The following is a 20,145-nucleotide window of genomic DNA, read 5'->3' as shown; positions in this document are numbered from 1 at the left end:
CGCCTGCCGGCCGCGCGCCGCCGCGGGCGCACGGGCTGCCGACGTGCCGTGCGTCGCGGAGCATGGACGGGTGACGGGGACGCCGGACGCGACGGCCCGGCGGCGGCACGTCGTGGGCGGGCTGCTGCTGCTCGCGACCGTGCAGGTGCTGGTCGTCGAGGAGGTCGTGGCGGCGGCGTGGGACGTCGTGCCGTACAGCCGGGCGCGTCACTACGTCAGCGACCTGGGACTGTCCGAGTGCGCCGAGCTGACCGGCCGGACGGTGTGCTCGCCGCTGCACGCGGTGATGAACGCGGGGTTCGTGGTGCACGCGCTGCTCGTGGTCGCCGCGGTGGTGCTGCTGCGCGACCTGGTGCCCGGCGGCGCGCGCCGGTGGGTCGTCGGGGCGGTGCTCGCGCACGCGGTCGGCGTCGCGTGGGTCGGGCTCGTGCCGGGGTCGCTCACGGAGCCGGTCGGCGGCGTGCCGCGGTACGTCGTGCACAACGTCGGCTCGGTGCTGGCGGTGGTCGGCGGGAACCTCGCTGCGCTCGTCGCCGGGGCGGCGCTGCTGCGCCGGCACCGTGCGTGGGCCGTGACCTCCCTCGTGCTGGGCGGCGCGGGTGCCGTCGCCACGGTGCTGGACGCCGTCGGGGTCGAGCTGGGGCGGGGTCCGGGCGCGGGCCAGCGGGCGACCATGTACCCGGCCGTCGTGTGGCTGGTCGGCACGGGCGCCGCGGTGGTGACGTCGGCGGTGCGCGCCCGCCGCGCGTCCGCGCCTGCTCCCGGCCCGGGGACGTCGGACGGTGCTGGTAGGCATGACGCATGACACGGACCCCCGCCCTCGGCGTGATGCTCCCCCGCGACCTCGACCACGCCCAGGTGCTCACGTTCGCGCGGCGCGCGGACGACGCCGGCTTCGACGAGCTGTGGGTCGTCGAGGACCTCGGGTTCCGCGGCGGGATCGCCCAGGCGGCGGCCGTGCTGGCCGCGACCACGCGCGTCCGCGTCGGCATCGGCATCCTCCCCGCGGCCGTGCGCAACGTCGCGTTCGCCGCGATGGAGGTCGCGACGCTCGCGCAGCTGTTCCCCGGCCGGGTCGACGTCGGCATCGGGCACGGCATGCCGGACTGGGTGCGGTCCGTCGGCGCGTGGCCGGCCCGGCCGCTGACGCTGCTCGAGGAGTACGTCACGACGCTGCGGGCCCTGCTGCGCGGCGAGACGGTGACCAGCCCGGACGGCTCGCCGCTCGGCCTGCGCGACGTCGCGCTGGACCCGTCGTCGGTGCCCGACGTCGTGCCGGACCTGCTCGCGGGCGTGCGCGGCCCCCGGTCCCTCGCCGCGGCGGGACGCGTCGCCGACGGCACGGTCCTCGCCGAGCCGGTGACGCCCGAGTACGCCCGCGCGGCGCTCGCGCAGGTCGCGCCGACCGGCCCGCACCGGGTGGTCGGCTACGAGGTGGCGGCGGTGGACGACGACGGTGCCGCGGCCCTCGACACGGCGCGCCCGGCGCTCGCGTGGATCGGCGAGCCCGACTGGGACGTGCACATCGCGCCGCTGCCCTTCGCGGACGACTTCCGCGCGCTGCGCGCGTCGTGCGCCACGCGGGAGGAGTTCGCGGCCCGGCTGCCGGCGGAGTGGGTGGCCCGGCTCGCGCTCGCGGGGACGCCGGACGACGTCCGCGCCCGCGTCGCCGTGCTCGCCGAGGCCGGCGTCACGAGCGTGGTGCTCCTGCCTGCCGGTCCCGACCCGCTCGCGGCGCTCGAGAGCCTGGCCCGCCTGTGCTGACCGGTATACCGCGCGTATACCGCGGCGATGACGGCGACCACGGTGAAGCTCGACTCGTCCCTGCGTGACCGCCTCAACGCCGAGGCCAGGCGACGCGGCCTCACCACCGGGTCGTTCATCGAGACCCTGCTCGAATCGTGGCTGCGTGAGCAGCGCTTCGCGCGCCTGCGGGAGGAGAGGGCGCGGACCCCACCCGACGTCGCCCACGCCGACGACGCGGCGGCCTGGGACGTGACGCCGGCCGACCGGTGACGGCGGGGGACGACGCACCACCGTCCGGCGCGGCGGCCTCCCCGCTCCGGCGCGGGACGGTCGCCTGGGCGGACCTCGCGCCGGCGCGCGGCCGCCAGGAGGACGGCCACCGGCCGGTCCTGGTCGTCGCGTCGCGGCAGTACCTCGAGACCGTGACGACCGTGGTCGTCGTCCTGCCCGTGACGGCGGTGGACCGGGGCTGGTCGAACCACGTGCCGCTGCGCGGGCGGGTCGGGCTCGGGCGGCCGTCCTGGGCGATGACGGAGCAGCCGCGGACGATCGCGCGGGAGCGCCTCTCGCGCGTCGCCGGGCTCGTCGACGACGCGACGCTCCACGACGTCGACACGTGGCTCCGCGACCTGCTCGGGCTCGCTGCGGACGGCTGAAGCCGTGCCCGACCGACGGACGCCCCACTGACCGACGCCCGCCCGACCACAGCCCCGCGGCGGGCGGACGGCCGCACAGGTCGTGACCTCGCGGCAACACCGCGGACACACCCGGCTCGTACCGTCGCCGGGTCGCGGGCGCCGTCCGCGGTCCGGCGGTCCGCCGGTCGCCGAACCGTTCACCCCCAGGTCGTTTACAGCGCGGCCCACCAGGCGCCACGCTGTGCCGACCGTGCGCGGGGCCGGTGCGAGGGACGTGGGAGGTGCCGGTGTTCGAGCAGGTCGACCCCTTCATCGGGACCGAGCAGACGTCGCTGCCGCCGGCGACCGGCCTGGCCGCGACGTGGTGGTGGCCGAAGCCGCAGGTCGGCAACACGCACCCGGGCGCGACCTACCCGCTCGGCATGGTCTCGGCGTGCGCCTACTCGGGCGCGTACCCGACCGGCTACGGGCGTTACGACCTGTCGACCGAGGGCCTGCCGCCCGTGCTGCACGACCGGCAGGTCGCCAGCGGGTTCACGCACTTCCAGCAGTCCGGCACGGGCGCCATCCGCAAGTACTACAACTACTTCCGCGTGACGCCGATGCTGCGGCCGCTCGACGACCTCGGACAGGTGTGGGACGTCGTCGACGAGGAGGCGTCGCCCGGGTACTACGCCGCGACGCTGTCGTCGGGCATCCGTTGCGAGGTCACGGTCGGCCCCAAGTCCGCCGTGCACCGGTACACGTTCCCCGCGCACCACGACGCCCGCCTGGTCATCGACTTCTCGCTCGGCGGGCTCGACATCCCCTACGGGCGCACGGTGCCGCTGCGTGCGCACCTCGGCTCGGTCGCGCCCGGAGTCGCGGAGGGCGAGATCGTCGTCGAGGGCGCGCCGCTCGCGGTGCGCGTCGAGTGCGACGCCCCGCACTGGCGGCAGATGCTCTGGTACGACCGGCGCCTCATGCCCGGCGGGACGCGACTCGACTTCGACCGCATCCGCCCGACGACCCTGCGCCCGTTCGGCCTCATGTGGGCCGGCCCGACGGAGCCGGGTCAGGTCGTCGAGCTGCGGTTCGGGTTCTCGCTGCGCGGCGTCGACCAGGCGCGCGACACGCTCGTGGACGAGTGCGGCGACGAGCCGCGGGCGTTCGACCTGCGCCGCGAGCGCACGGAGGCCGTGTGGCGCGAGCACCTCGACAAGGTCGCTGTCGACACGCCGTCGTCCGACCGCCGCACCGTCATGGCCACGGCGCTGTACCACTCGCTGGTCAAGCCGTGCCTCGCCCCCGACGAGAGCCCGTTCTGGCCGACGCCGGGCCCGTTCGCGTTCGACCTGTCGACGATGTGGGACATCTACCGCACCCAGCTGCCGCTGCTCACCGCGCTCGTCCCCGACCGCGCCGTCGAGCTCGCGAACGCGCTCCTGCAGATCGCGGAGGAGGAGGGGAACCTCCCGATCGGCTACCGGATGGCGCGCGGGGCGGACCGGTTCTCGCGGCAGGGGTCCGCCCTCGCGCACACGTTCCTGGCCGACCTGTGCTCGCTCGGGCTGCCCGGCGTGGACTGGGACTGGGCGCTGGTGCACATGCACAACGACCTGCGGCGGACGTACGGCGAGGAGTTCCTGCTGCGCGGCCGCGCCCACCCCATCAGCCACACGCTGGACCTCGCGTTCGGGTACTGGTGCAGCGCGATCGTGGCGGCGCGCGTCGGCGACCTCACGCTGGTGGAGCAGTTCCGGCCGCTGGCCGCCCGCTGGGTCAACGCGTTCGGGCCGGACGGCCTGCTCGTCGACTCGACGTACTACGAGGGCGGCCGCTGGAACTACTCGTTCCGGCTCATGCACGACATGGCGGCGCGCATCGACCTCGCGGGCGGCGACGACGCGTTCGTCGGGCTCCTCGACCGCTTCTTCGGCTACGGCGCCGAGCCCGTCGAGCAGCCCGGCCTGGCTCCCGACGCGGACGAGCTGCTCGCCGGCTACGCGCTCGAGCGCTTCGAGGGGCTCAACAACGAGCCGGACATGGAGGCGCCCTGGGCGTACATGTATGCGGGCCGCCCCGACCGCACCGCCGAGGTCGTGCACGACGTGGTGCAGCAGCAGTTCGGCACCGGCCGCGGCGGCCTGCCGGGCAACGACGACTCCGGGGGCTTGTCGTCCTGGTACGTCTGGGCCACCCTGGGGCTCTTCCCCGTGGCGGGGCAGAACCAGTTCCTGATCAACGCGCCCGCGTGGCGCGAGGCGCGCATCGACGTGGGCGGCCGGCCGCTCACCGTCGAGACGACCGGCTTCGTCGAGCCCGAGCCCGGCGGCCCGGCGCAGTACGTGCAGTCCGTGCACCTCGACGGCGAGCCGCTCGACCGCCCGTACCTCACCGGCGGCGAGCTGCACGGCGGGGGCCGGCTGCTCATCGGCCTCGGCCCGGAACCGTCCCGGTGGGGCACCGCCCATCGACCACCCAGCGCACCGGCACCGCACCCGCCCGCCGGGGCGCCGGCCGGACGGCTCGCCCGCCCCTGACCCGGGCGCCCTCACGCACCCGCTGCACCCCACCCGACCTCACCCGACCTCACCCGACCCCGTCCGGACCCCGGACCGAGAGGACGACGCCGTGACCACCTCCGCCGCCGCCCACCACGCGCGTCGCGCCCGCCGCCTGGTCATCGTGGTCCGGGCCGACCCGGTCATCTGCGGCCACTCCGGCGAGGCCCGCAACCTCGCGGAGGCCGCGCTCGACCGCGGCTTCGACGAGGTCCGCATCGTCACCTGGCCCATCGACCGGCTGCAGGAGGCGGGGCTGCCGCTCAAGCCGCTGGACCGCGTGCTGCCGTACCGGGAGGGTGTGGTCGTCGAGCGGCCCGCGCCGGTCGGCGACTACAAGGTGCCCGACGGCCGCTACCTCGCGGGTCTGACCGGCCGGCTCGTCGAGCTGTTCACCGACGGCGTGCCCACGGTCGCGCTGTCGCTGTACCTGTCGCCGCACGCCACCGCCGTCGCGGACGCGGTGGCGGTCGCCCGCCGCACGGGCCTGCCGGTCGACGTCGTCACCGTGGCCGAGGCCGTCGGCTCGGACGTCACGAACGTGGTGCGCGCCTGCGTCGAGGAGGACCGGTTCGGCGCGGCCGCGCACGTGCTCGCGCAGTATTTGTCGCACGACGTCTGCCTCGCGGTGTCCCGGTACACGCGCGACCTGATCGTCACCGAGGCGTCGGCGATCGACGCCAGGCACGGCACGCGGTTCGCCGAGCAGTGCGCCGCGCGCGTCGAGGTGTCGTACCCGGCGATCGACGTCGGCGCGTACCTGTCGCGCACCGAGGAGGGCACGGACGCCGTGCTCGCGGCCCGCGGGCTCGAGCGCGACGGGTACGTGCTGTTCCTGTCGCGGCTCGCGCACGCCAAGGGCGTCGACGACCTGATCGAGGGGTTCGTGCGCTCCGGCGCGCCGGCCGCCGGGCAGCGCCTGGTGATCGCCGGCAACGGCCCGCAGGCGGACGAGCTGCGCGCGCTCGCGGCCGCCACCCCCGTCGCCGACCGCATCACGTTCCTCGACGACGTCTCCGACGACGAGAAGTCGCACCTCATGGCCGGGTGCACCGCGTTCGTCCTGCCGAGCAAGCCGCGGCCGGAGTTCGTCGAGACGTTCGGCATCGCGCTCGCGGAGAAGATGCTGTCCGGCGGCGGCCCGGTCATCACCACCGACACGGGCGGCATCGGCGAGGCCGTCGGCGACACGGCCGTCGTCGTGCCGGTGTCCGACCCCGACGCGATCGCGGCGGCCCTCGACGACGTCCTCGCCACCGACCCGGTCGACCGGGCGGCGTGGGCGGAGCGCTCGCGGGAGTACGCGCTGCAGTTCGACCGCGCGGTCGTGCTCGACAAGATCCTCGACCACGTGGCGGCGCTGGCCTGGGTACCGGTGCCCACGTGACGGCGTACGCCGCTCCGCTTGCACCGGCGGGTGAATCTGTTTGACTGTCTGGCACGACGTCCGTACGTTGTACGTACGCATCTGGAGGGAAGCCATGAGCCGGCACACCGCGCCCGCACGCGCGACATCCCGCATGACCAAGAATCAACGAATCGAAGTCCGCGCGACCGAGCGCCAGGAGTCCATTCTGCGCCACGCGGCAGCCGCGACGGACCGCACCATGACGGACTTCATCCTCGACACTGCCGTTGACCAGGCTGAGCGAATCTTGGCAGAGCGCCGGTGGTTCGTTGCTAGTGAGGAGCAGTACGCCGAGTTTCTTCGACTGCTTGACACCCCTTTGGAGTCTACGGAGAAGTTTGAGAAGCTCTGGTCCCGGCCCACCCCTTTCGGCCAGCCATTCACGCCGAAGACCCGATGACTCCTGCGATTCTCGAGGCGCCTCGAAAGCTTGCGCGTAGTGATATCCGGGACAGATTCACCAGCGGAGCGCCGGAACTGGACGATTGGTTCCGGCGCTTCGCCTGGGAGAACCAGCGGGCAAGTAACGCGGTCACGTATGTGACGACCTGTGACACGGTGGTGCTCGGCTACTACGCGATTGCAATGTCCGCCTACGCAAAGAGCGACCTGCCGGACAAAATGCAGAAGAACCGTCCGTCCCAAACGCCTTGTGTCCTTCTCGCTCGACTCGCGGTCGACGAGACTGCTCAGGGAAAGGGGGTGGGCGCTGGCTTACTCCGCCACGCAATCGAACAGGCTTACCAGGCTAGCCAAGGTGTCGGCGCTGCTGCTTTGCTCATCCACTGCCGAGACGAAGCTGCTCGCAGTTTCTATCTCTCGAATGGCGACTTCCTTACCTCGCCCGTGGACGCCCTGCACCTTCTTCTTCCGATGAAGGAGATCACCCGGCATCTTGGACGTTGAGCCCGTCGATCACTGCATTGGCAAGCGTCCGCCATTCGGCGAAACTCGTCGCGAGAAGGCGCGGTTCACCGTCCAGGGAATCCGGCGCCCAACACCAAACCTGCCAGCCATTATTGGGCACCTCGGCGACGATTGCCCGAGCCATTGATGCATTCTTTTCGGCGATGTATAGCGTGGCGCGATTCATTGCCACAGTTGCTCGCACTCTCGCATCGCGAGTACCGATGAGACGATCCAAGACTTGGTGCGACGCGTCGCTATTTACTGGAATTAGGCAAAAGGCAAGCACGTTGCAGAGATATCCGTTCTCGGGAGCCTGGCGCACCGCGCGAGCAGCCATCTCTTGGGCCGCAGACTGTTGACCGTCGCGGATCATGCCGACGATCGCATGGATGATCTCCTCTGTTCGGAGGCCATGTGCCACCGGGTCGTCTCCGACGGCCCCCGATAAACGGCGAGAAAGAGCGTCGACGATCTGCTGCATCGTGACGGGCCGCTCCCGAAGTAGTTCTACCGCGAGGCCAACTCGGCCTGCCGTCTCGACGGGTTCGTGTAGGAAGACCAGCTCCCATTCAAGGGATTCCCGCGACCACTTGTCCAGATAGGTCTCGGTGAAGCGATCAGAGACCCATAGTGTTGCACCCACGCCAGCGGGGAGCATAATGTCAGACTCTTCAACATCGGTTTTGAGGTAGCCGTCCAGTCGCCACGACAGCACGTGCGCCATGGACGCATCCCGTAGCCATTCGCGTGCGCGTCGCGCAACATCTCCTGTGATTGTTGCGGAAACGACCTCAGGAAGTGATGAGCGATCCACGCCCGTAAGCGCCGGATCGGAGTCGAACAGGTCCATCCAGGCTTCCATCTCAGCGAAAGCGCCCCGGGGCAAACGTCCGTCGTTCGTTAGCACCCAAATGGACGCCGCTTCAATGATGATCTGCCGGACTAGCGCTGGACCGAGACAGGTTCGGACAACTGCATCGGCAGGAATTCCACGCTCGCCGAGCCGAGCAAGCGCAGTAGTCACCCGCATGATGCGGCGCCGAGGGTCGCGCCGCGGTGGCTCGAGGGCTTCAGTCTTCACTAGCCTGAGCAGGGCGGGTGTCGACCAATGGTGCCCGGGCCATTCGCCGCCGCGCTCGAGCACTTCCTTCGACACGTCGAACGAAGTGGCGCCCTCGACGTCCGCCTCATGCGCCATGTGGGCTGCTAATGCTTCGGTACAACCGTGTGCGCCGTTGCACCATTCGTGTCCCCGTGAAGTGCACTCTTTGGCGAATCGTGAAAGCGCGTTGCCGATTTGGTCAGTCATTGCGATTCCATCGACCGAGGTGCCGACTGATGGGCGCCTTGCTGGCCTCGGCTTTCCGGACGTGGCCGCGTACCATCGTCTCGTCCTCCCCAGACGCCCCTTGCGGGATCACCACACCTTGGCGTGGTTCGTTGACCTGTACGGCGAAGCCGCAGGCAAGAACGGTACCTGCTGCGCCGCTCCCGGCCCGTACCGACGCGGCCACCTTCGCGGTTCGTTTGAGGCAGACGCGCGTGGTTCCAACGGGGCAGGTCGCTGACGCATCCGGCAGCGCCGCGGTCGGTCTCACGACCACTTCTGACTCGTTGAGGGGCTCGTGCGCTCCGGCGCGCCGGCCGCCGGGCAGCGCCTGGTGATCGCCGGCAACGGCCCGCAGGCGGACGAGCTGCGCGCGCTCGCGGCCGCCACCCCCGTCGCCGACCGCATCACGTTCCTCGACGACGTCTCCGACGACGAGAAGTCGCACCTCATGGCCGGGTGCACCGCGTTCGTCCTGCCGAGCAAGCCGCGGCCGGAGTTCGTCGAGACGTTCGGCATCGCGCTCGCGGAGAAGATGCTGTCCGGCGGCGGCCCGGTCATCACCACCGACACGGGCGGCATCGGCGAGGCCGTCGGCGACACGGCCGTCGTCGTGCCGGTGTCCGACCCCGACGCGATCGCGGCGGCCCTCGACGACGTCCTCGCCACCGACCCGGTCGACCGGGCGGCGTGGGCGGAGCGCTCGCGGGAGTACGCGCTGCAGTTCGACCGCGCGGTCGTGCTCGACAAGATCCTCGACCACGTGGCGGCGCTGGAGACGGCCCCCGCGCTGGCATGAGGAGGGGAGCGGGCCCGGGCTCGACGGCGGACCCGCCGCCGGGCCCGTCGCGCGCTCCCGCCAGGAGGCGAGCACCGGGTCAGCGGGCGGCGAGGAGCAGGAACGTGGCGGCGACCGCGCACGCGAGCGCCCGCACGTGGTTCCACGCCACCCACCGCGGCGCGGACCGCACCCACTCGCCGGCGGGGTCCGCGGTGCGCGCGAGGCGCTCGTTGAGGGGCACGTTGCCGACGGCCGTGACGCCGATCCCGCCGACGACGTAGAGAGCCGCACCGGCGACGGCCGACCCGGCGCTCGGCGCGTCGCCCGCGACGGCGACGACGGCGGCCGCGAGGTCGAGCAGGAGCGCGCCGAGCAGCACGAGCATCAGCGGCGGGCGCAGCGCCGCGCGGTTGACCGCACGCATGGCCTCCGCCCCGGCCGCCGGCGGCAGCGCGCGCAGCCCGGTCATGACGAACGCGGAGAAGGCGAGCAGCACGCCGCCGACGAGGGCGGTCGCGACGCCGGCGGCGAGGGTGAGGACGTCGGTCGGGGTCATGGGCCCAGCCCACCGCGCGACGCCCGCGGGGACCATGGCCGGGAGACCGCGGCACGTGGCCGATCGTCCGGTGCGCGGTCCTGACCAGATCTGGTCAGAGTTCGACAGTGGTGCGGTGGACCCGGTCAGCATCTACGACGCCAAGACGCACCTGTCGCGCATCGTCGCGCGCGCCGAGGCGGGCGAGGAGACGGTCATCACCCGGCACGGCAGGCCCGTCGCACGGGTGGTGCCGCTGCCCGCGCGCCCGCAGGTCCGGACGCCCGGGGCGCTCGCGGGCAGGATCGTGGTGGCGGACGACTTCGACGGGTTCACCGACGCCGACGCGCGCGGCTGGTACGGCGCGTGAGGCTCCTGCTCGACACGCACGTGATCCTGTGGTGGCTCGCCGACGACCCGAAGCTGGGACCGCGCCACCGCGACGCGATCGCCGACGTCCGCAACGACGTGCTCGTCTCGGCGGTGAGCATCGCGGAGATGGCCATCACGGCGTCGCTCGGCAAGCTCGACGCGCCGCCGGGCATCGCCGAGATCCTGGACGCGCAGGGACTGGTCGCGCTGCCGTTCACGGCCGCGCACGCCGAGCGGCTGCGCGACCTCCCCTGGCACCACCGCGACCCGTTCGACCGGATGCTGGTGGTGCAGGCCCAGGCGGAGGACCTGCGGCTCGTCACCGTCGACGACCGCGTCCGCGCGTACGACGTCGCGGTGCTCTGAGCGACCTCAGGCCGGACGGACCGCCCGGCGCGCCCGCGCGCGGACCACCCACCAGATCACGCCGCCGAGCACCAGCCCGGCGCCGAACGCGCCGAGCAGCAGGACGCCGAACACCCCGGCCACGGAGCCGAGCACCCCGCCGACGAACGGCGCGACGTCCTGGTCGGGCGCGAGGAGCACGCGCGCGTCGGCCACGTCGGCGGTCGGCACGGCCACCTGGTAGGTCCCCGACTCCGGGGCGGTGAACGCGGCGACGGTCTCGATCGACCACCGGCCCGCGGTGAACGTGCCGTCGACGGCCGGGTCGCCGTCCGCGGCGACGACGTCCCCGGAGGGCGCCTGGAGCAGCACCACGTCCGTGAGCCGCGGCTCGATCGCGCTCTGCGCCGGCCACGCCAGGTGCACGGCGTAGCGCTGCCCGGCCTCGAGCGTCGCGGTCGTCGCACCGGGGGCCGGTGCGTCCGCGACGACGTCCGGGCCGGGCTCGCCGGAGGACGAGAGGACGTCCGACGTCACGAGCCCGACGAACGTGCGCGCGGTGAGCAGCCCGACGACGAGCGCCGCCAGCAGCACCAGCACGCCGATCGACGTCGTGACCACGGGGCCGGTGAGCGACGTGCTGCGCGGCCGGTCGGGTCGGGCGGGCTGCGGGGCGGGGTACGGCGCGGCGGTCACCCCAGCACGCTAGCGGTCGTCGTCCGGCGGCACGGGCCGCGCGCCCGTCAGACCACCAGCTGCAGCAGCACCGCCGCGACGACGAGCACGCCCGCCGCCACCGTCGACGCCGCCGCCCCCCGCGGCCGCGGCACGCGCGCGTCGCCCTGCACCGACTCGACCGTCATCCACGCCGGCTCCTGCGGGTCGTACCGCACGTCCACCGGCTGGCCGACCAGGTAGCGCTTGCCGGGGCGCGGCGTGCGCGGGCTCGCCTCGAGGCGTTCGCCCGCGACGTGGTACCGGACGGTCGGCACGTCCTGCCCGGCGACGGCCTCGACGGCGACGACCTCGCCCGACGCCGTCCGCGCCCGCGCGAGCCGCCGGCGCGCGTCCGTGGCGCTCCTCGCCGACCACAGGACCCGCGCCACGAGCGCGACGGCCGCGGCCACGAGCACCACCTGCACCACGACGACGACCGGCATGGCAGCCATCGTCGGGCATCACCGCCCGGACCGCCCGCGCCCGACCTCAGCGCCCGTCCGTCGCCTTCACCGCCAGCACCGGGCACCGCGCGTCGAGCAGGATCCGCTGCGCGGTCGAGCCCATGATGAGCTTGCCGACGGGCGAGCGGTGCCGGATGCCGATGACCAGCACGGACGCGTCGACCTCCTCGGTGACCGCGAGCAGCGCCTCGGTGACGTCGCGGACGACGGGCTGGCGCACCTCCGCCTCGACGCCCAGCGTCGCGAGCTGCGTACGCAGCTCGGTGACGTCGGCGGCGCCGGCGAACCGGTCGTCGACCGTCGACGTCCCCGTCGTCGCGTTGACGACGAGCAGCGCCTCGCCGTGCAGGCGTGCCTCCTGCACCCCGCGTTCGAGCGCGGCGTGCCCCCGGGCGTCGGCCGTCCAGCCCACGACGACGGTCATGACCTCACCTCTTCCTCGAGTGCGTCGATGTCGTCCTCCAGCCGTTCCGGCCCCTGCCGGCCCGGGACGAGCCGCAGCACGAGCGGGCCGAGCAGCAGCGCCGCGATGACCACGTAGACGATCACCGCGACGGGCTCGCCCCACAACGCGGACACGTCCCCGCGCGAGAGCTGCAGCGCCTGCGCGAGCTGCTCCTCGAGCCGCGGCCCGAGGATCACGCCGACGATCAGCGGCAGCACCGGCAGCCCGAACCGCCGCATCGCGAACCCGAGCGCCCCGAAGAGCCCCAGCAGCGCCACGTCGAACCACTGGAAGTTCACGCTGTACGCGCCGAGCACCGCGAAGAACAGGATTCCCGCGTACAGGTAGGGCCGGGGGATGCGCAGCAGCTTCGCCCACAGCGGCGCCATGGGCAGGTTGATGACGAGCAGCAGCGTGTTGGCGACGAACAGGCTGGCCAGCAGCGTCCAGACCAGCTCGGGCTCGGCCTCGAACAGCTGCGGGCCGGGCTGCAGCCCGTAGCCCTGCATCGCGGCGAGGATGACGGCGGCGGTGGCCGTGGTCGGCAGGCCGATGGCCAGCAGGGGGACGAGGGTGCCGGCGGCGGACGCGTTGTTCGCCGCCTCCGGGCCGGCGACGCCCTCGATGGCGCCCTTGCCGAACTCCGCCTTGTGCTTCCCGGCGAGCCTCCGCTCGGTGATGTACGAGAGGAACGTCGGCATCTCGGCGCCGCCGGCGGGCAGCGCGCCGAACGGGAACCCGTACGCGGTGCCGCGCAGCCACGGCTTCCACGACCGCCCCCAGTCGGTGCGGTCCATCCACGGCCGCCCGACGGGGATGACCTCGAGCGGGCGTCGGCGCAGGTGCGCCGCGACCCACAGCGCCTCGCCGACCGCGAAGATCGCGACCGCGACGACGACGATGTCGATGCCGTCGGCGAGCAGCGGGTTGCCGAACGTCAGGCGCGCCTGGCCCGTGGCCGTGCCGACGAGCCCGATCGTCAGCCCGAGCGCGAGGGAGATGAACCCGCGCAGCTTCGAGCTGCCCAGGACCGACGTGACGGCGACCAGCGCGAGCACCATGAGCGCGAAGTACGACGGCGCCCCCAGGACGACGACCCACTCGGCGACCGTCGGCGCGAGCGCCACCAGCAGCACCGTGCTGATCGTCCCGGCGACGAACGACCCGATCGCGGCGGTCGCGAGCGCCTGCGCGGCCCGGCCCGTCTTGGCCATCTTGTTGCCCTCGAGCGCCGTGATGACCGACGACGACTCGCCCGGCGTGTTGAGCAGGATCGACGTCGTCGACCCGCCGTACATGCCGCCGTAGTAGATGCCGGCGAACATGATGAGCGCCGCGCTCGGGGACACGTTGTAGGTGACGGGCAGCAGCAGCGCGACCGTCATCGCGGGGCCGATGCCGGGCAGCACGCCGACGGCCGTGCCGAGCAGCACGCCGACCACCGCGTACAGCAGGTTCTCCGGGGTGAGGGCGAGCGCGAAGCCCGTGAGCAGCGCGTCCATCACAACGCCCCCGCCATCAGAGGATCCCGTCCAGGACGCCCGCCGGGATGGGGATGCCCAGCCCGACGTAGAAGCCGTACCAGGACCCCACCGACAGGACCGCGCCGACGAGCAGGTTGCGCACCCAGTGCCGGTTGCCGAGCACCGTGGCGGCGCCCGCGAACAGCAGCGCGCCGACGATGGCCCAGCCGAGCCAGTCGATGAGCGCGACGGTCGCCACGAGCACGCCCGCCAGGCCGGCGAGCGTCCGCCAGTCGGTGCCGGTCGCGAGGTCGACGTCCTCGCCGGCCTCGCCCTCGGCGCGGTCGCCGCGCGCGGTGGCGACCGCGAGCAGCAGCGCCAGCAGGACCGTCGCGGAGCCGATGACGTACCCGAACGCCGCCGGCCGCACGACCTGGTCGGCGAACCCCGGGCCCAGGCCGGCCGAGTCGACGACCGTCACCACGCCGATCACCGCGAGCACCGCCGCGAGGCCGTACTGGGTGCGGTCGACGGCAGGGCGGTCGTGGGCGCGGTCGTGGGCGCCGGACGAGCTGCGGGCGTGGGGCGGGCCGCCCGCGGCGGTGCTGCCCGTCGCGGTGGCGGGCCGCGTGCCCGCGTCGTCCGCCGCGCTCACAGCAGCCCCAGGTCGGTCAGCGTGCTCGCCACCCGTTCGTCCTGCTCCACGAGGAACTCCTCGAACTCGTCACCGGTCACGAACGCGTCCACCCAGCCGTTGGTCTCCAGCGCCTCCTGCCAGGCGTCGGTCGCGTGCATCTGCTCCAGCAGCGCGATGTGCTGCTCGCGGACCTCGTCGCTGATGCCGGGCGGCGCGAGCACGCCGCGCCAGTTGGTGAAGACGAGGTCGATGCCGGACTCGACGAGCGTCGGGGCGTCGACGCCCTCGAGGCGCTCCTCGCCGGACGTCGCGAGCACGCGCAGCGACCCCTCGGCGATCTGGCCCTCGAACTCGGCGAGGCCCGACGTGCCGACGTCGATCTTGCTGCCGAGCAGGGCGGTGGTCAGCGGGCCGCCGCCGTCGTAGACGATGTAGTTGACCTGCGTCGGGTCGACGCCGACCGCGTCCGCGAGCTGCATGGGGAACAGGTGGTCGGGCCCGCCGGGGCTCGACCCGCCGCCGATCCGCACGCTGCCGGGGTCGGCCGTCCAGGCCGCCACCAGGTCGTCGACGGTCTCGAACGGCGAGTCCGCCGGCACGAGCAGCCCTTCCTGCTCCTCGATGAGCTGCGCGATCGGCGTCGCCCCGCTCACGCGCGCGTCCGACCCGTTCGTGTACGTCGCGCCGACCACACCCAGACCCATCGTCATGAGCAGGTCCTCGGCGCCCTCTTCGTTGACGAGCCGCTGCATCGCCACCGTCCCGCTCGCACCGATGACGTTGCTGACCTCGAACCGCCCGGTGAGGTCCTGGTCCTCCATGACGCGCGTCGCCGCCCGGCCGGTCTGGTCGTACCCGCCGCCGGGGGAGTTGGGGATCATCATGCGCAGCCGGCGGTTCTCGCCGCCGTCGTCGCCGCGCGTGACCCCGCAGCCGGCGACCGCGAGGACGGCGACGAGCACACCGGCGAACGCCGCGCGCGCCCGCCACGGCCGGCGAGCACGCGACGCGTGCAGCGTTGCGGACACCTGGCGTCCGCAACGCTGCACGCGGACGTCGCCCGCCGCCCGGCCCCCGGTGCCGTGCGTGTGCCGACGGATGACCGCCATGCCGAACACCTCCTCGTGCCCTGCCGTCGATCCTGTCCCTTTCGCCCCCGGACGGCACCCGCTGACGCCCCACCCACCGACCGCGGTACCTCCCACCGACCGCCGCAGGTGCACCACCCGCGCTCGGTGCGACCTGCAGCGCTCGGCAGGGGGGAGCGCACGGGCCGGCCGGGCCGGTGCGGTCAGCCGACCCGCCGTCGGTAGGAGGCGACGGCGAGGGCGTACCCGACGACGAGGATCCCCACGAGCCACGCGAGCGCCACTCACAGGTCGCTGCCGACGGCACGGGGGTCCGGCAGGTGCCGCAGGCTGCTCGGCCGCGACACCGCGGCCGGTGCCCGGCTCGAGAGCATGGCGCGGTTCATGGACTTCGTCGGCCAGGGCATCGCGCGCGCGGCGGAGGAGGCGCGCGAGCTCCTCGCGCCGCCGGGTGCGCCGGAGGACGTGGCACCCGGCCGGCAGCCCGGCTGAGCACCGCCGCCGGCCGCGGCCGGGACCACCGCCTCCGGACCGCCGCCGGACGCGACGCGGCCCCGGGGAGACGTGCTCCCCGGGGCCGCGTCCGTGCGTGCCGCGTCAGGCGGTGGTGCCGCCCTGGCGACGACGGACGACGACCACGCCCGCGCCCGCGGCCACGAGGCCGAGGGCGACCGCGAGGAGCGCCCACGGGGACGCGCCCGTCACGGCGAGGCTGCCGCCCGCGCCGACGACCCGCAGGGTCGCCGTGCCCGTCGCACCCGTGGTGCGGTCGACGACCACGACGGTGTGCGTGCCGAGCTCCGTGCCGCGCGGGACGGTGACCCGTGCGGTGACGGCGCCCGACGCGTCGGCCGTGCGCGTCGCGAGCAGGACCGGCTCCGAGCGGAGCTCGATGCCGGCCTCGCCGCCGGCGGTCAGCCCGCGGGCCGACACCTCGACGGTGCCGCCCGGGCGGACGGTGCCCGACGACAGCGTGACCGTCGGCCCCGCCTGCTGCCCCGGCTGCCCCGGCTGCCCCGGCTGACCCGGGTTCGGCCCGCCCGGCTGACCCGGCTGCCCCGGCCCGCCCGGCTGACCCGGCTGCCCCGGCCCGCCCGTGCCCGGGTCGACCGGCGCCGCCGCGACCGTCACCGCGGCCGACGCCACCTCGGCGGAGGACGCGAAGCCCTCGGCCGACGCGACGACCGTGACCGTCACGGCCGACCCGACGTGGTCCGCCGTGGGCGTGAACGACGCCCCGGTGGCCACGGCCTCGCCGTCGACGGCCCACGCGTACGTGAGGGCCGCGTCGGCGGGGTCGACGTCGGCCACCGCGGTGAGCGCGGTGCCCGCCGTGGCGGTGCCGTCGGCGGCGAGGCCGCTGAGGGTCACGCCGCGCACCACCGCGCGCCGCTCGACCCGCACGGTCGTCTCGGACGTCGCCGAGCCGTCGGCCGCCGTGACGCGCACGGTGGCGACGCCGTCGTTCCCCTCCGACGGCTGCGTCACCTCCACGGTCGCGTCCGCGTCGACGGGCACCGCGACGACGCTCGGCCACGCCGAGCCGTCGACCGTGACGTCGTACGACGTCACGTCGGCCGCGAAGCCCGGCACGTCGACGCCGTTCGTCCGCAGCGCGGCGAGGTCGGTGACGGAGCCGGCGGCCGGCGCGACGGCGCCGATCTCCACCTCCGACACGATCATGTGCACGCCCGGGTTGGGCGTGAGCACGAACCGCAGCCCCGTGGCCTCGAGCCCGTCGAGGTCCACCGTGAGCACCGGTGCGGCGCCCTCGGTCGGGGCGGGCGTCGGCACCGGCTGGTCCAGCCCCGGCACCCGCTGCCACGTGCCCGCGGCGTCCCGGTACTCGACGACGGTCTCGCGCGCCCAGCTGCGGTGGCTGCCGTCGGCGTAGAAGAACACCGACGCGTCGGCGAGCTCCGTGGCCGGGAACGTGTACGTCAGCGTGTCGGACGTGCGGGCCGTGCCGACCCAGTTCGACCACGCCTTGTCGGTGCGGTTGCCGTTGCGGGTGTTCTCGATCGAGTAGCCCGGCTCGGTGAACGTGGCGCTCGCCGCCGTCGTGGGCAGCGGCACGATGTTCGCCGAGGCGCGCGCGGTGACGACGACGTTCAGCGTCGCCCGGACCGGCTCCGCGCCGGCCTCGTTCGACTCCGCCGTGCCCGGCACGGCGACGACGCCCTGCGCCGCGAACGACGCGTCCGTGACGCCCGACCAGTCCCACGTGACGGGGGTGTCGAACGTCGCGGTGGACGCCCCGACGCGCGCCGGCACGACCGCCGGCGCGGCGGCCTGCACCTGCGCGAGCGTCGAGCCCTCGTAGGCCGTCACGGACACCGGGTCGGTGACGGTGAAGCCGCCGACGTCGACGGTCCCGGTCACGGGCAGCGAGGCGCCGTACACGTCGGTCGCCGTGCCGGTCACCGTGACCTGGCCGGCCTGCGCCCACGCGGACGCGGGGACCTCGTCCCACACGACCGTCGCGGCCGGCCCGGTGCCCCAGCGGTACGTCGGGACGACGGTGGCCGGCAGCACCGGCACGACGCCCACGGTGGTGCTCACGGCCACGGGGGAGACGCCCGTCGCCGCGACGTCGCGCGGGTACCAGCGCTGGTTCGCGCCGCCGTTGGAGCCGTAGACCCCGACGCCGGCGTTCTCGGCGGTCGACTGGCCGCCGACCTCGAGCGCCTGCCCGATCGCCTCGTTGACGAACGCGAACGAGCGCCCCTCGGTGGAGGAGACGATCCAGCGCGTCGCCGGGTCGGCGCTCGCGGCCTCCACGGACGTCGACCGCAGGTCCGTGCCCGCCGTCGTCGCGCCGAGCACGCGCCCGTCGGCGCCCTCGAGGACGAACCGCTTCGTGCCGTCGAGACGGCCCGGGGCCACCGCGTGCGCGGTCCACAGCTGCGGGGCGACGGCCGCGGCCGTCGTGCCGGGCGTCGTGATCGTGGTCGCGGTGGTCGCACCCGTGGCCGCCGTGAGCGCCTTGCCGCTCTGCACGCCGGTGAGCTGGTACGTGTGGCCGTCCGCGATCGCCGCGGCGTCCTCGGCCACGCCGTGCACGCCGTCGAGGACGATCGAGCTGACCGACTGCGCCGGCAGCGTGAGCATGACGGTGCGCGCGTCCGCGTCGACGGCGACCGCGTCGCCCTCGACCAGCGCGTTCGCGCTCGGCTCGTCCGCGGGGGACTGCGTCGTCACGTACGGCGTCGCCGTCGCGCCGGGCTCCACCGTGCCGAACTTCGCCAGGTCGACCGTGAGCGTCACCGGCTGCGTCGAGGCGTTCGTGTGCACGAGCGACGTCGACGTGCCGTCCGCCGAGAGCGCGGCCGTCGTGACGACCGAGTCGGTCGCGACGACGCGGTCGCCGGGACGGATGAAGTGCGTGAAGTTGCGGGTGGTGTCGTACTTCGTGTTCGTCTCGACGTGGCACGCCTCGACCTCGGACCAGTCGCCGCCGGCCGCCTCGACGCGCCGCTCGGACGCGAACACCCGGTCCTCGCCCTCGCCGTACCAGCGGCAGTCGAGGTCGATGAAGACGCCGCCCCAGTTGAGGTTCTCGCCCTGCGGCTCCATGTTCCACAGGTCCTCGACCGGCTGCCAGAACACCCACGCGTCCGACTCCAGCTCGCGCAGGTCGTCGTGGATGCGCCCGGCCAGGCCGAGCCCGTTGACGATGCTCGCGGGGTTCCAGCCGTTGACCCAGCTGCCCTCGACCTCGCTCATCCACAGGGGCGTGTCGGCCACCTTGGCGAGGTCGCGGACCGTCTGGCGGCCGCCCGTGCCGTACGTGTGCACGTTGAGCTGGTCGACGTTCGCGCGGGTCTGCGCGTCGTACGCGTTCCAGTTGGTGACGAACGTGCCCGGGTTGGTCTCGTCCATCGCGGAGACGACGGCGTCGGTGGTCGACCCGGGCGCGCGCAGGTGCGCGGCCAGCGCGTCGATGAGGTCCGCCTGCCGCGCGGGCCCGACGTGCATGCCCTCCTGCCGGCCGCCGACCGGGACGCCGTCGCGGAGCGTCGTGCCCCAGTAGTTCGTGTTCGGCTCGTTCAGCGGGTCGATGGTGTCGACCGTAATGCCGTGCGCGTCCTCGAGCTCCTCGCTGACGCGCACCAGGTACTGCGCGAACGTGTCGACCTGGTCCGGCCGCAGCTGCTCCGCGGAGGCGTTGAACCCGCCCGACACGTACCCGTTCTCCGTCATGAACCACGGCGCCGAGTTCGCGAACGTCTCCCAGTGCGTGATCTGGTCGTCGGCCGTGAGCTGGTCGACCCACCACCGCTGTGTCGCGTCGGCGTCGAGGTCGTAGAACCGGTCGTCTGCCGGGTCGAACGCCTCGCGGACGGTCGCGGCGTTCGCGTGCGTCGTCGGGGCGCCGTACAGGTCACCCGTCGTGTCCGGCTGCCACCAGCCGGCCACCGCACCGCCGGGGCGCAGGTAGTCCTCGACGTCGGACGCGTGCCCGCCGCCGATGTTGTAGCGGGCGATGTTGAGGTCGAGCCCCTCGGCCGTGAACAGCTTGTCGTACAGGTCCTGGCGGACGTCGGCCGGGTAGTCCCCGGTCGCGTTCGCGAACCACACCAGGCTCGTCCCCCAGCCCTGGAACTCCTCCCCGGCGTACCAGGGGTTGGGGGTGACGGTCACCGCGGTGGCCGCCGCGGCGGGTGCGGTCACGGCCGGGGCTGCGATGAGCCCGGCCGTCAGCGCGAGCACGGCGGCTCCCGCTG

Annotated in this window: 20 protein-coding genes; 11 read left to right on the top strand and 9 right to left on the bottom strand. The window is 73.8% G+C overall.

The genetic code is table 11. The features are described 5' to 3' along the window. From AB6N23_RS05925 to AB6N23_RS05890, 8 genes are all read left to right on the top strand, one after another. Nucleotides 1–805, top strand: an 805-nt coding sequence (locus AB6N23_RS05925) for a DUF998 domain-containing protein (RefSeq protein WP_412865173.1), incomplete at its 5' end; no start/stop codon positions are given. Continuing rightward, entirely contained in the window at nucleotides 802–1,764 is a 963-nt protein-coding gene (locus AB6N23_RS05920; protein WP_412865172.1) for an LLM class flavin-dependent oxidoreductase, read from the top strand. The genes AB6N23_RS05925 and AB6N23_RS05920, both read left to right, overlap by 4 nt. 27 nt (nucleotides 1,765–1,791) lie before the next feature. Continuing rightward, nucleotides 1,792–2,016, top strand: a complete 225-nt coding sequence (locus tag AB6N23_RS05915; RefSeq protein WP_412865171.1) for a ribbon-helix-helix protein, CopG family — start codon at nucleotides 1,792–1,794, stop codon at nucleotides 2,014–2,016. Next, on the top strand, nucleotides 2,013–2,402 hold the full coding sequence (locus AB6N23_RS05910) for a type II toxin-antitoxin system PemK/MazF family toxin (RefSeq protein WP_412865170.1): 390 nt from the start codon (nucleotides 2,013–2,015) through the stop codon (nucleotides 2,400–2,402). Before AB6N23_RS05915 ends, AB6N23_RS05910 begins: the two co-directional genes overlap by 4 nt. Before the next feature lie 263 nt (nucleotides 2,403–2,665). Further along, nucleotides 2,666–4,906 carry a glycoside hydrolase domain-containing protein gene (locus tag AB6N23_RS05905; protein ID WP_412865169.1) on the top strand — a complete coding sequence of 747 codons (2,241 nt, stop codon included), beginning with the start codon at nucleotides 2,666–2,668 and terminating at the stop codon, nucleotides 4,904–4,906. 91 nt (nucleotides 4,907–4,997) lie between these two features. Beyond that, on the top strand, nucleotides 4,998–6,314 hold the full coding sequence (locus AB6N23_RS05900) for a glycosyltransferase (protein WP_412865168.1): 1,317 nt from the start codon (nucleotides 4,998–5,000) through the stop codon (nucleotides 6,312–6,314). A gap of 94 nt (nucleotides 6,315–6,408) precedes the next feature. After that, nucleotides 6,409–6,735 carry a type II toxin-antitoxin system TacA family antitoxin gene (locus tag AB6N23_RS05895; protein WP_412865167.1) on the top strand — a complete coding sequence of 109 codons (327 nt, stop codon included), beginning with the start codon at nucleotides 6,409–6,411 and terminating at the stop codon, nucleotides 6,733–6,735. Next, nucleotides 6,732–7,241 (top strand): GNAT family N-acetyltransferase, encoded by a 510-nt coding sequence (locus tag AB6N23_RS05890; protein WP_412865166.1) that lies wholly within the window; start codon nucleotides 6,732–6,734, stop codon nucleotides 7,239–7,241. Before AB6N23_RS05895 ends, AB6N23_RS05890 begins: the two co-directional genes overlap by 4 nt. Here AB6N23_RS05890 and AB6N23_RS05885 read toward each other — a convergent pair. Next, entirely contained in the window at nucleotides 7,219–8,442 is a 1,224-nt protein-coding gene (locus AB6N23_RS05885) for a hypothetical protein (protein WP_412865165.1), read from the bottom strand. The genes AB6N23_RS05890 and AB6N23_RS05885 overlap by 23 nt on opposite strands. Before the next feature lie 427 nt (nucleotides 8,443–8,869). On the opposite strand from AB6N23_RS05885, the gene AB6N23_RS05880 reads away from it, so the two are divergent. Beyond that, the gene (locus AB6N23_RS05880; RefSeq protein WP_412865164.1) at nucleotides 8,870–9,370 is read left to right on the top strand and encodes a glycosyltransferase; all 501 of its coding nucleotides are present in this window, start codon (nucleotides 8,870–8,872) and stop codon (nucleotides 9,368–9,370) included. A 79-nt stretch (nucleotides 9,371–9,449) separates the two neighbouring features. Here the strand turns inward: AB6N23_RS05880 and AB6N23_RS05875 are convergent, their stop codons facing one another. Then, nucleotides 9,450–9,908, bottom strand: coding sequence for an anthrone oxygenase family protein (locus AB6N23_RS05875; protein WP_412865163.1), 459 nt, complete (start codon nucleotides 9,906–9,908; stop codon nucleotides 9,450–9,452). Nucleotides 9,909–10,023: 115 nt separating this feature from the next. Here AB6N23_RS05875 and AB6N23_RS05870 point away from each other — a divergent pair, with 115 nt between their 5' ends. Together AB6N23_RS05870 and AB6N23_RS05865 are read left to right on the top strand one after the other, a co-directional pair. After that, nucleotides 10,024–10,257 (top strand): type II toxin-antitoxin system Phd/YefM family antitoxin, encoded by a 234-nt coding sequence (locus AB6N23_RS05870; RefSeq protein ID WP_412865162.1) that lies wholly within the window; start codon nucleotides 10,024–10,026, stop codon nucleotides 10,255–10,257. Beyond that, nucleotides 10,254–10,625 (top strand): type II toxin-antitoxin system VapC family toxin, encoded by a 372-nt coding sequence (locus tag AB6N23_RS05865; protein ID WP_412865161.1) that lies wholly within the window; start codon nucleotides 10,254–10,256, stop codon nucleotides 10,623–10,625. The genes AB6N23_RS05870 and AB6N23_RS05865 overlap by 4 nt, the downstream gene beginning before the upstream one ends. Nucleotides 10,626–10,631: 6 nt before the next feature. Here the strand turns inward: AB6N23_RS05865 and AB6N23_RS05860 are convergent, their stop codons facing one another. The 7 genes from AB6N23_RS05860 to AB6N23_RS05830 all read right to left on the bottom strand — a co-directional run bounded on the left by AB6N23_RS05860 (nucleotide 10,632) and on the right by AB6N23_RS05830 (nucleotide 20,131). Beyond that, nucleotides 10,632–11,300: a hypothetical protein gene (locus tag AB6N23_RS05860; protein WP_412865160.1), complete on the bottom strand. Its 669-nt coding sequence runs from the start codon at nucleotides 11,298–11,300 to the stop codon at nucleotides 10,632–10,634. A gap of 47 nt (nucleotides 11,301–11,347) precedes the next feature. Then, nucleotides 11,348–11,773, bottom strand: a complete 426-nt coding sequence (locus AB6N23_RS05855; protein WP_412865159.1) for a DUF3592 domain-containing protein — start codon at nucleotides 11,771–11,773, stop codon at nucleotides 11,348–11,350. 37 nt (nucleotides 11,774–11,810) lie between these two features. Then, complete coding sequence (locus AB6N23_RS05850) at nucleotides 11,811–12,209, bottom strand: universal stress protein (RefSeq protein ID WP_412865158.1); 399 nt, start codon at nucleotides 12,207–12,209, stop codon at nucleotides 11,811–11,813. Then, nucleotides 12,206–13,732 (bottom strand): tripartite tricarboxylate transporter permease, encoded by a 1,527-nt coding sequence (locus AB6N23_RS05845; protein ID WP_412865157.1) that lies wholly within the window; start codon nucleotides 13,730–13,732, stop codon nucleotides 12,206–12,208. Before AB6N23_RS05845 ends, AB6N23_RS05850 begins: the two co-directional genes overlap by 4 nt. Nucleotides 13,733–13,748: 16 nt before the next feature. Continuing rightward, the gene (locus AB6N23_RS05840) at nucleotides 13,749–14,348 is read right to left on the bottom strand and encodes a tripartite tricarboxylate transporter TctB family protein (RefSeq protein ID WP_412865156.1); all 600 of its coding nucleotides are present in this window, start codon (nucleotides 14,346–14,348) and stop codon (nucleotides 13,749–13,751) included. Then, nucleotides 14,345–15,358, bottom strand: a complete 1,014-nt coding sequence (locus tag AB6N23_RS05835; protein WP_412865155.1) for a Bug family tripartite tricarboxylate transporter substrate binding protein — start codon at nucleotides 15,356–15,358, stop codon at nucleotides 14,345–14,347. The genes AB6N23_RS05840 and AB6N23_RS05835 overlap by 4 nt, the downstream gene beginning before the upstream one ends. A gap of 657 nt (nucleotides 15,359–16,015) precedes the next feature. After that, a complete protein-coding gene (locus tag AB6N23_RS05830) occupies nucleotides 16,016–20,131 on the bottom strand; it encodes a glycoside hydrolase (protein WP_412865154.1) in 4,116 nt (1,371 codons plus the stop codon). Nucleotides 20,132–20,145: the final 14 nt, after the last annotated feature.

This window comes from Cellulomonas pasadenensis, from assembly GCF_047229365.1.
Classification (GTDB): domain Bacteria; phylum Actinomycetota; class Actinomycetes; order Actinomycetales; family Cellulomonadaceae; genus Cellulomonas.
The sequence above is the reverse complement of the archived record's forward strand: the minus strand, read 5'-3'. Positions and strand labels throughout refer to the sequence as shown.

Coding starts and splice junctions, on each gene's coding strand:
- AB6N23_RS05920 (WP_412865172.1), top strand. CDS start 802: ATGACACGGACCCCCGCCCTCGGCGTGATGCTCCCCCGCGACCTCGAC.
- AB6N23_RS05915 (WP_412865171.1), top strand. CDS start 1,792: ATGACGGCGACCACGGTGAAGCTCGACTCGTCCCTGCGTGACCGCCTC.
- AB6N23_RS05895 (WP_412865167.1), top strand. CDS start 6,409: ATGAGCCGGCACACCGCGCCCGCACGCGCGACATCCCGCATGACCAAG.
- AB6N23_RS05890 (WP_412865166.1), top strand. CDS start 6,732: ATGACTCCTGCGATTCTCGAGGCGCCTCGAAAGCTTGCGCGTAGTGAT.
- AB6N23_RS05885 (WP_412865165.1), bottom strand. CDS start 8,442: ATGGCGCATGAGGCGGACGTCGAGGGCGCCACTTCGTTCGACGTGTCG.
- AB6N23_RS05875 (WP_412865163.1), bottom strand. CDS start 9,908: ATGACCCCGACCGACGTCCTCACCCTCGCCGCCGGCGTCGCGACCGCC.
- AB6N23_RS05855 (WP_412865159.1), bottom strand. CDS start 11,773: ATGGCTGCCATGCCGGTCGTCGTCGTGGTGCAGGTGGTGCTCGTGGCC.
- AB6N23_RS05850 (WP_412865158.1), bottom strand. CDS start 12,209: ATGACCGTCGTCGTGGGCTGGACGGCCGACGCCCGGGGGCACGCCGCG.
- AB6N23_RS05845 (WP_412865157.1), bottom strand. CDS start 13,732: ATGGACGCGCTGCTCACGGGCTTCGCGCTCGCCCTCACCCCGGAGAAC.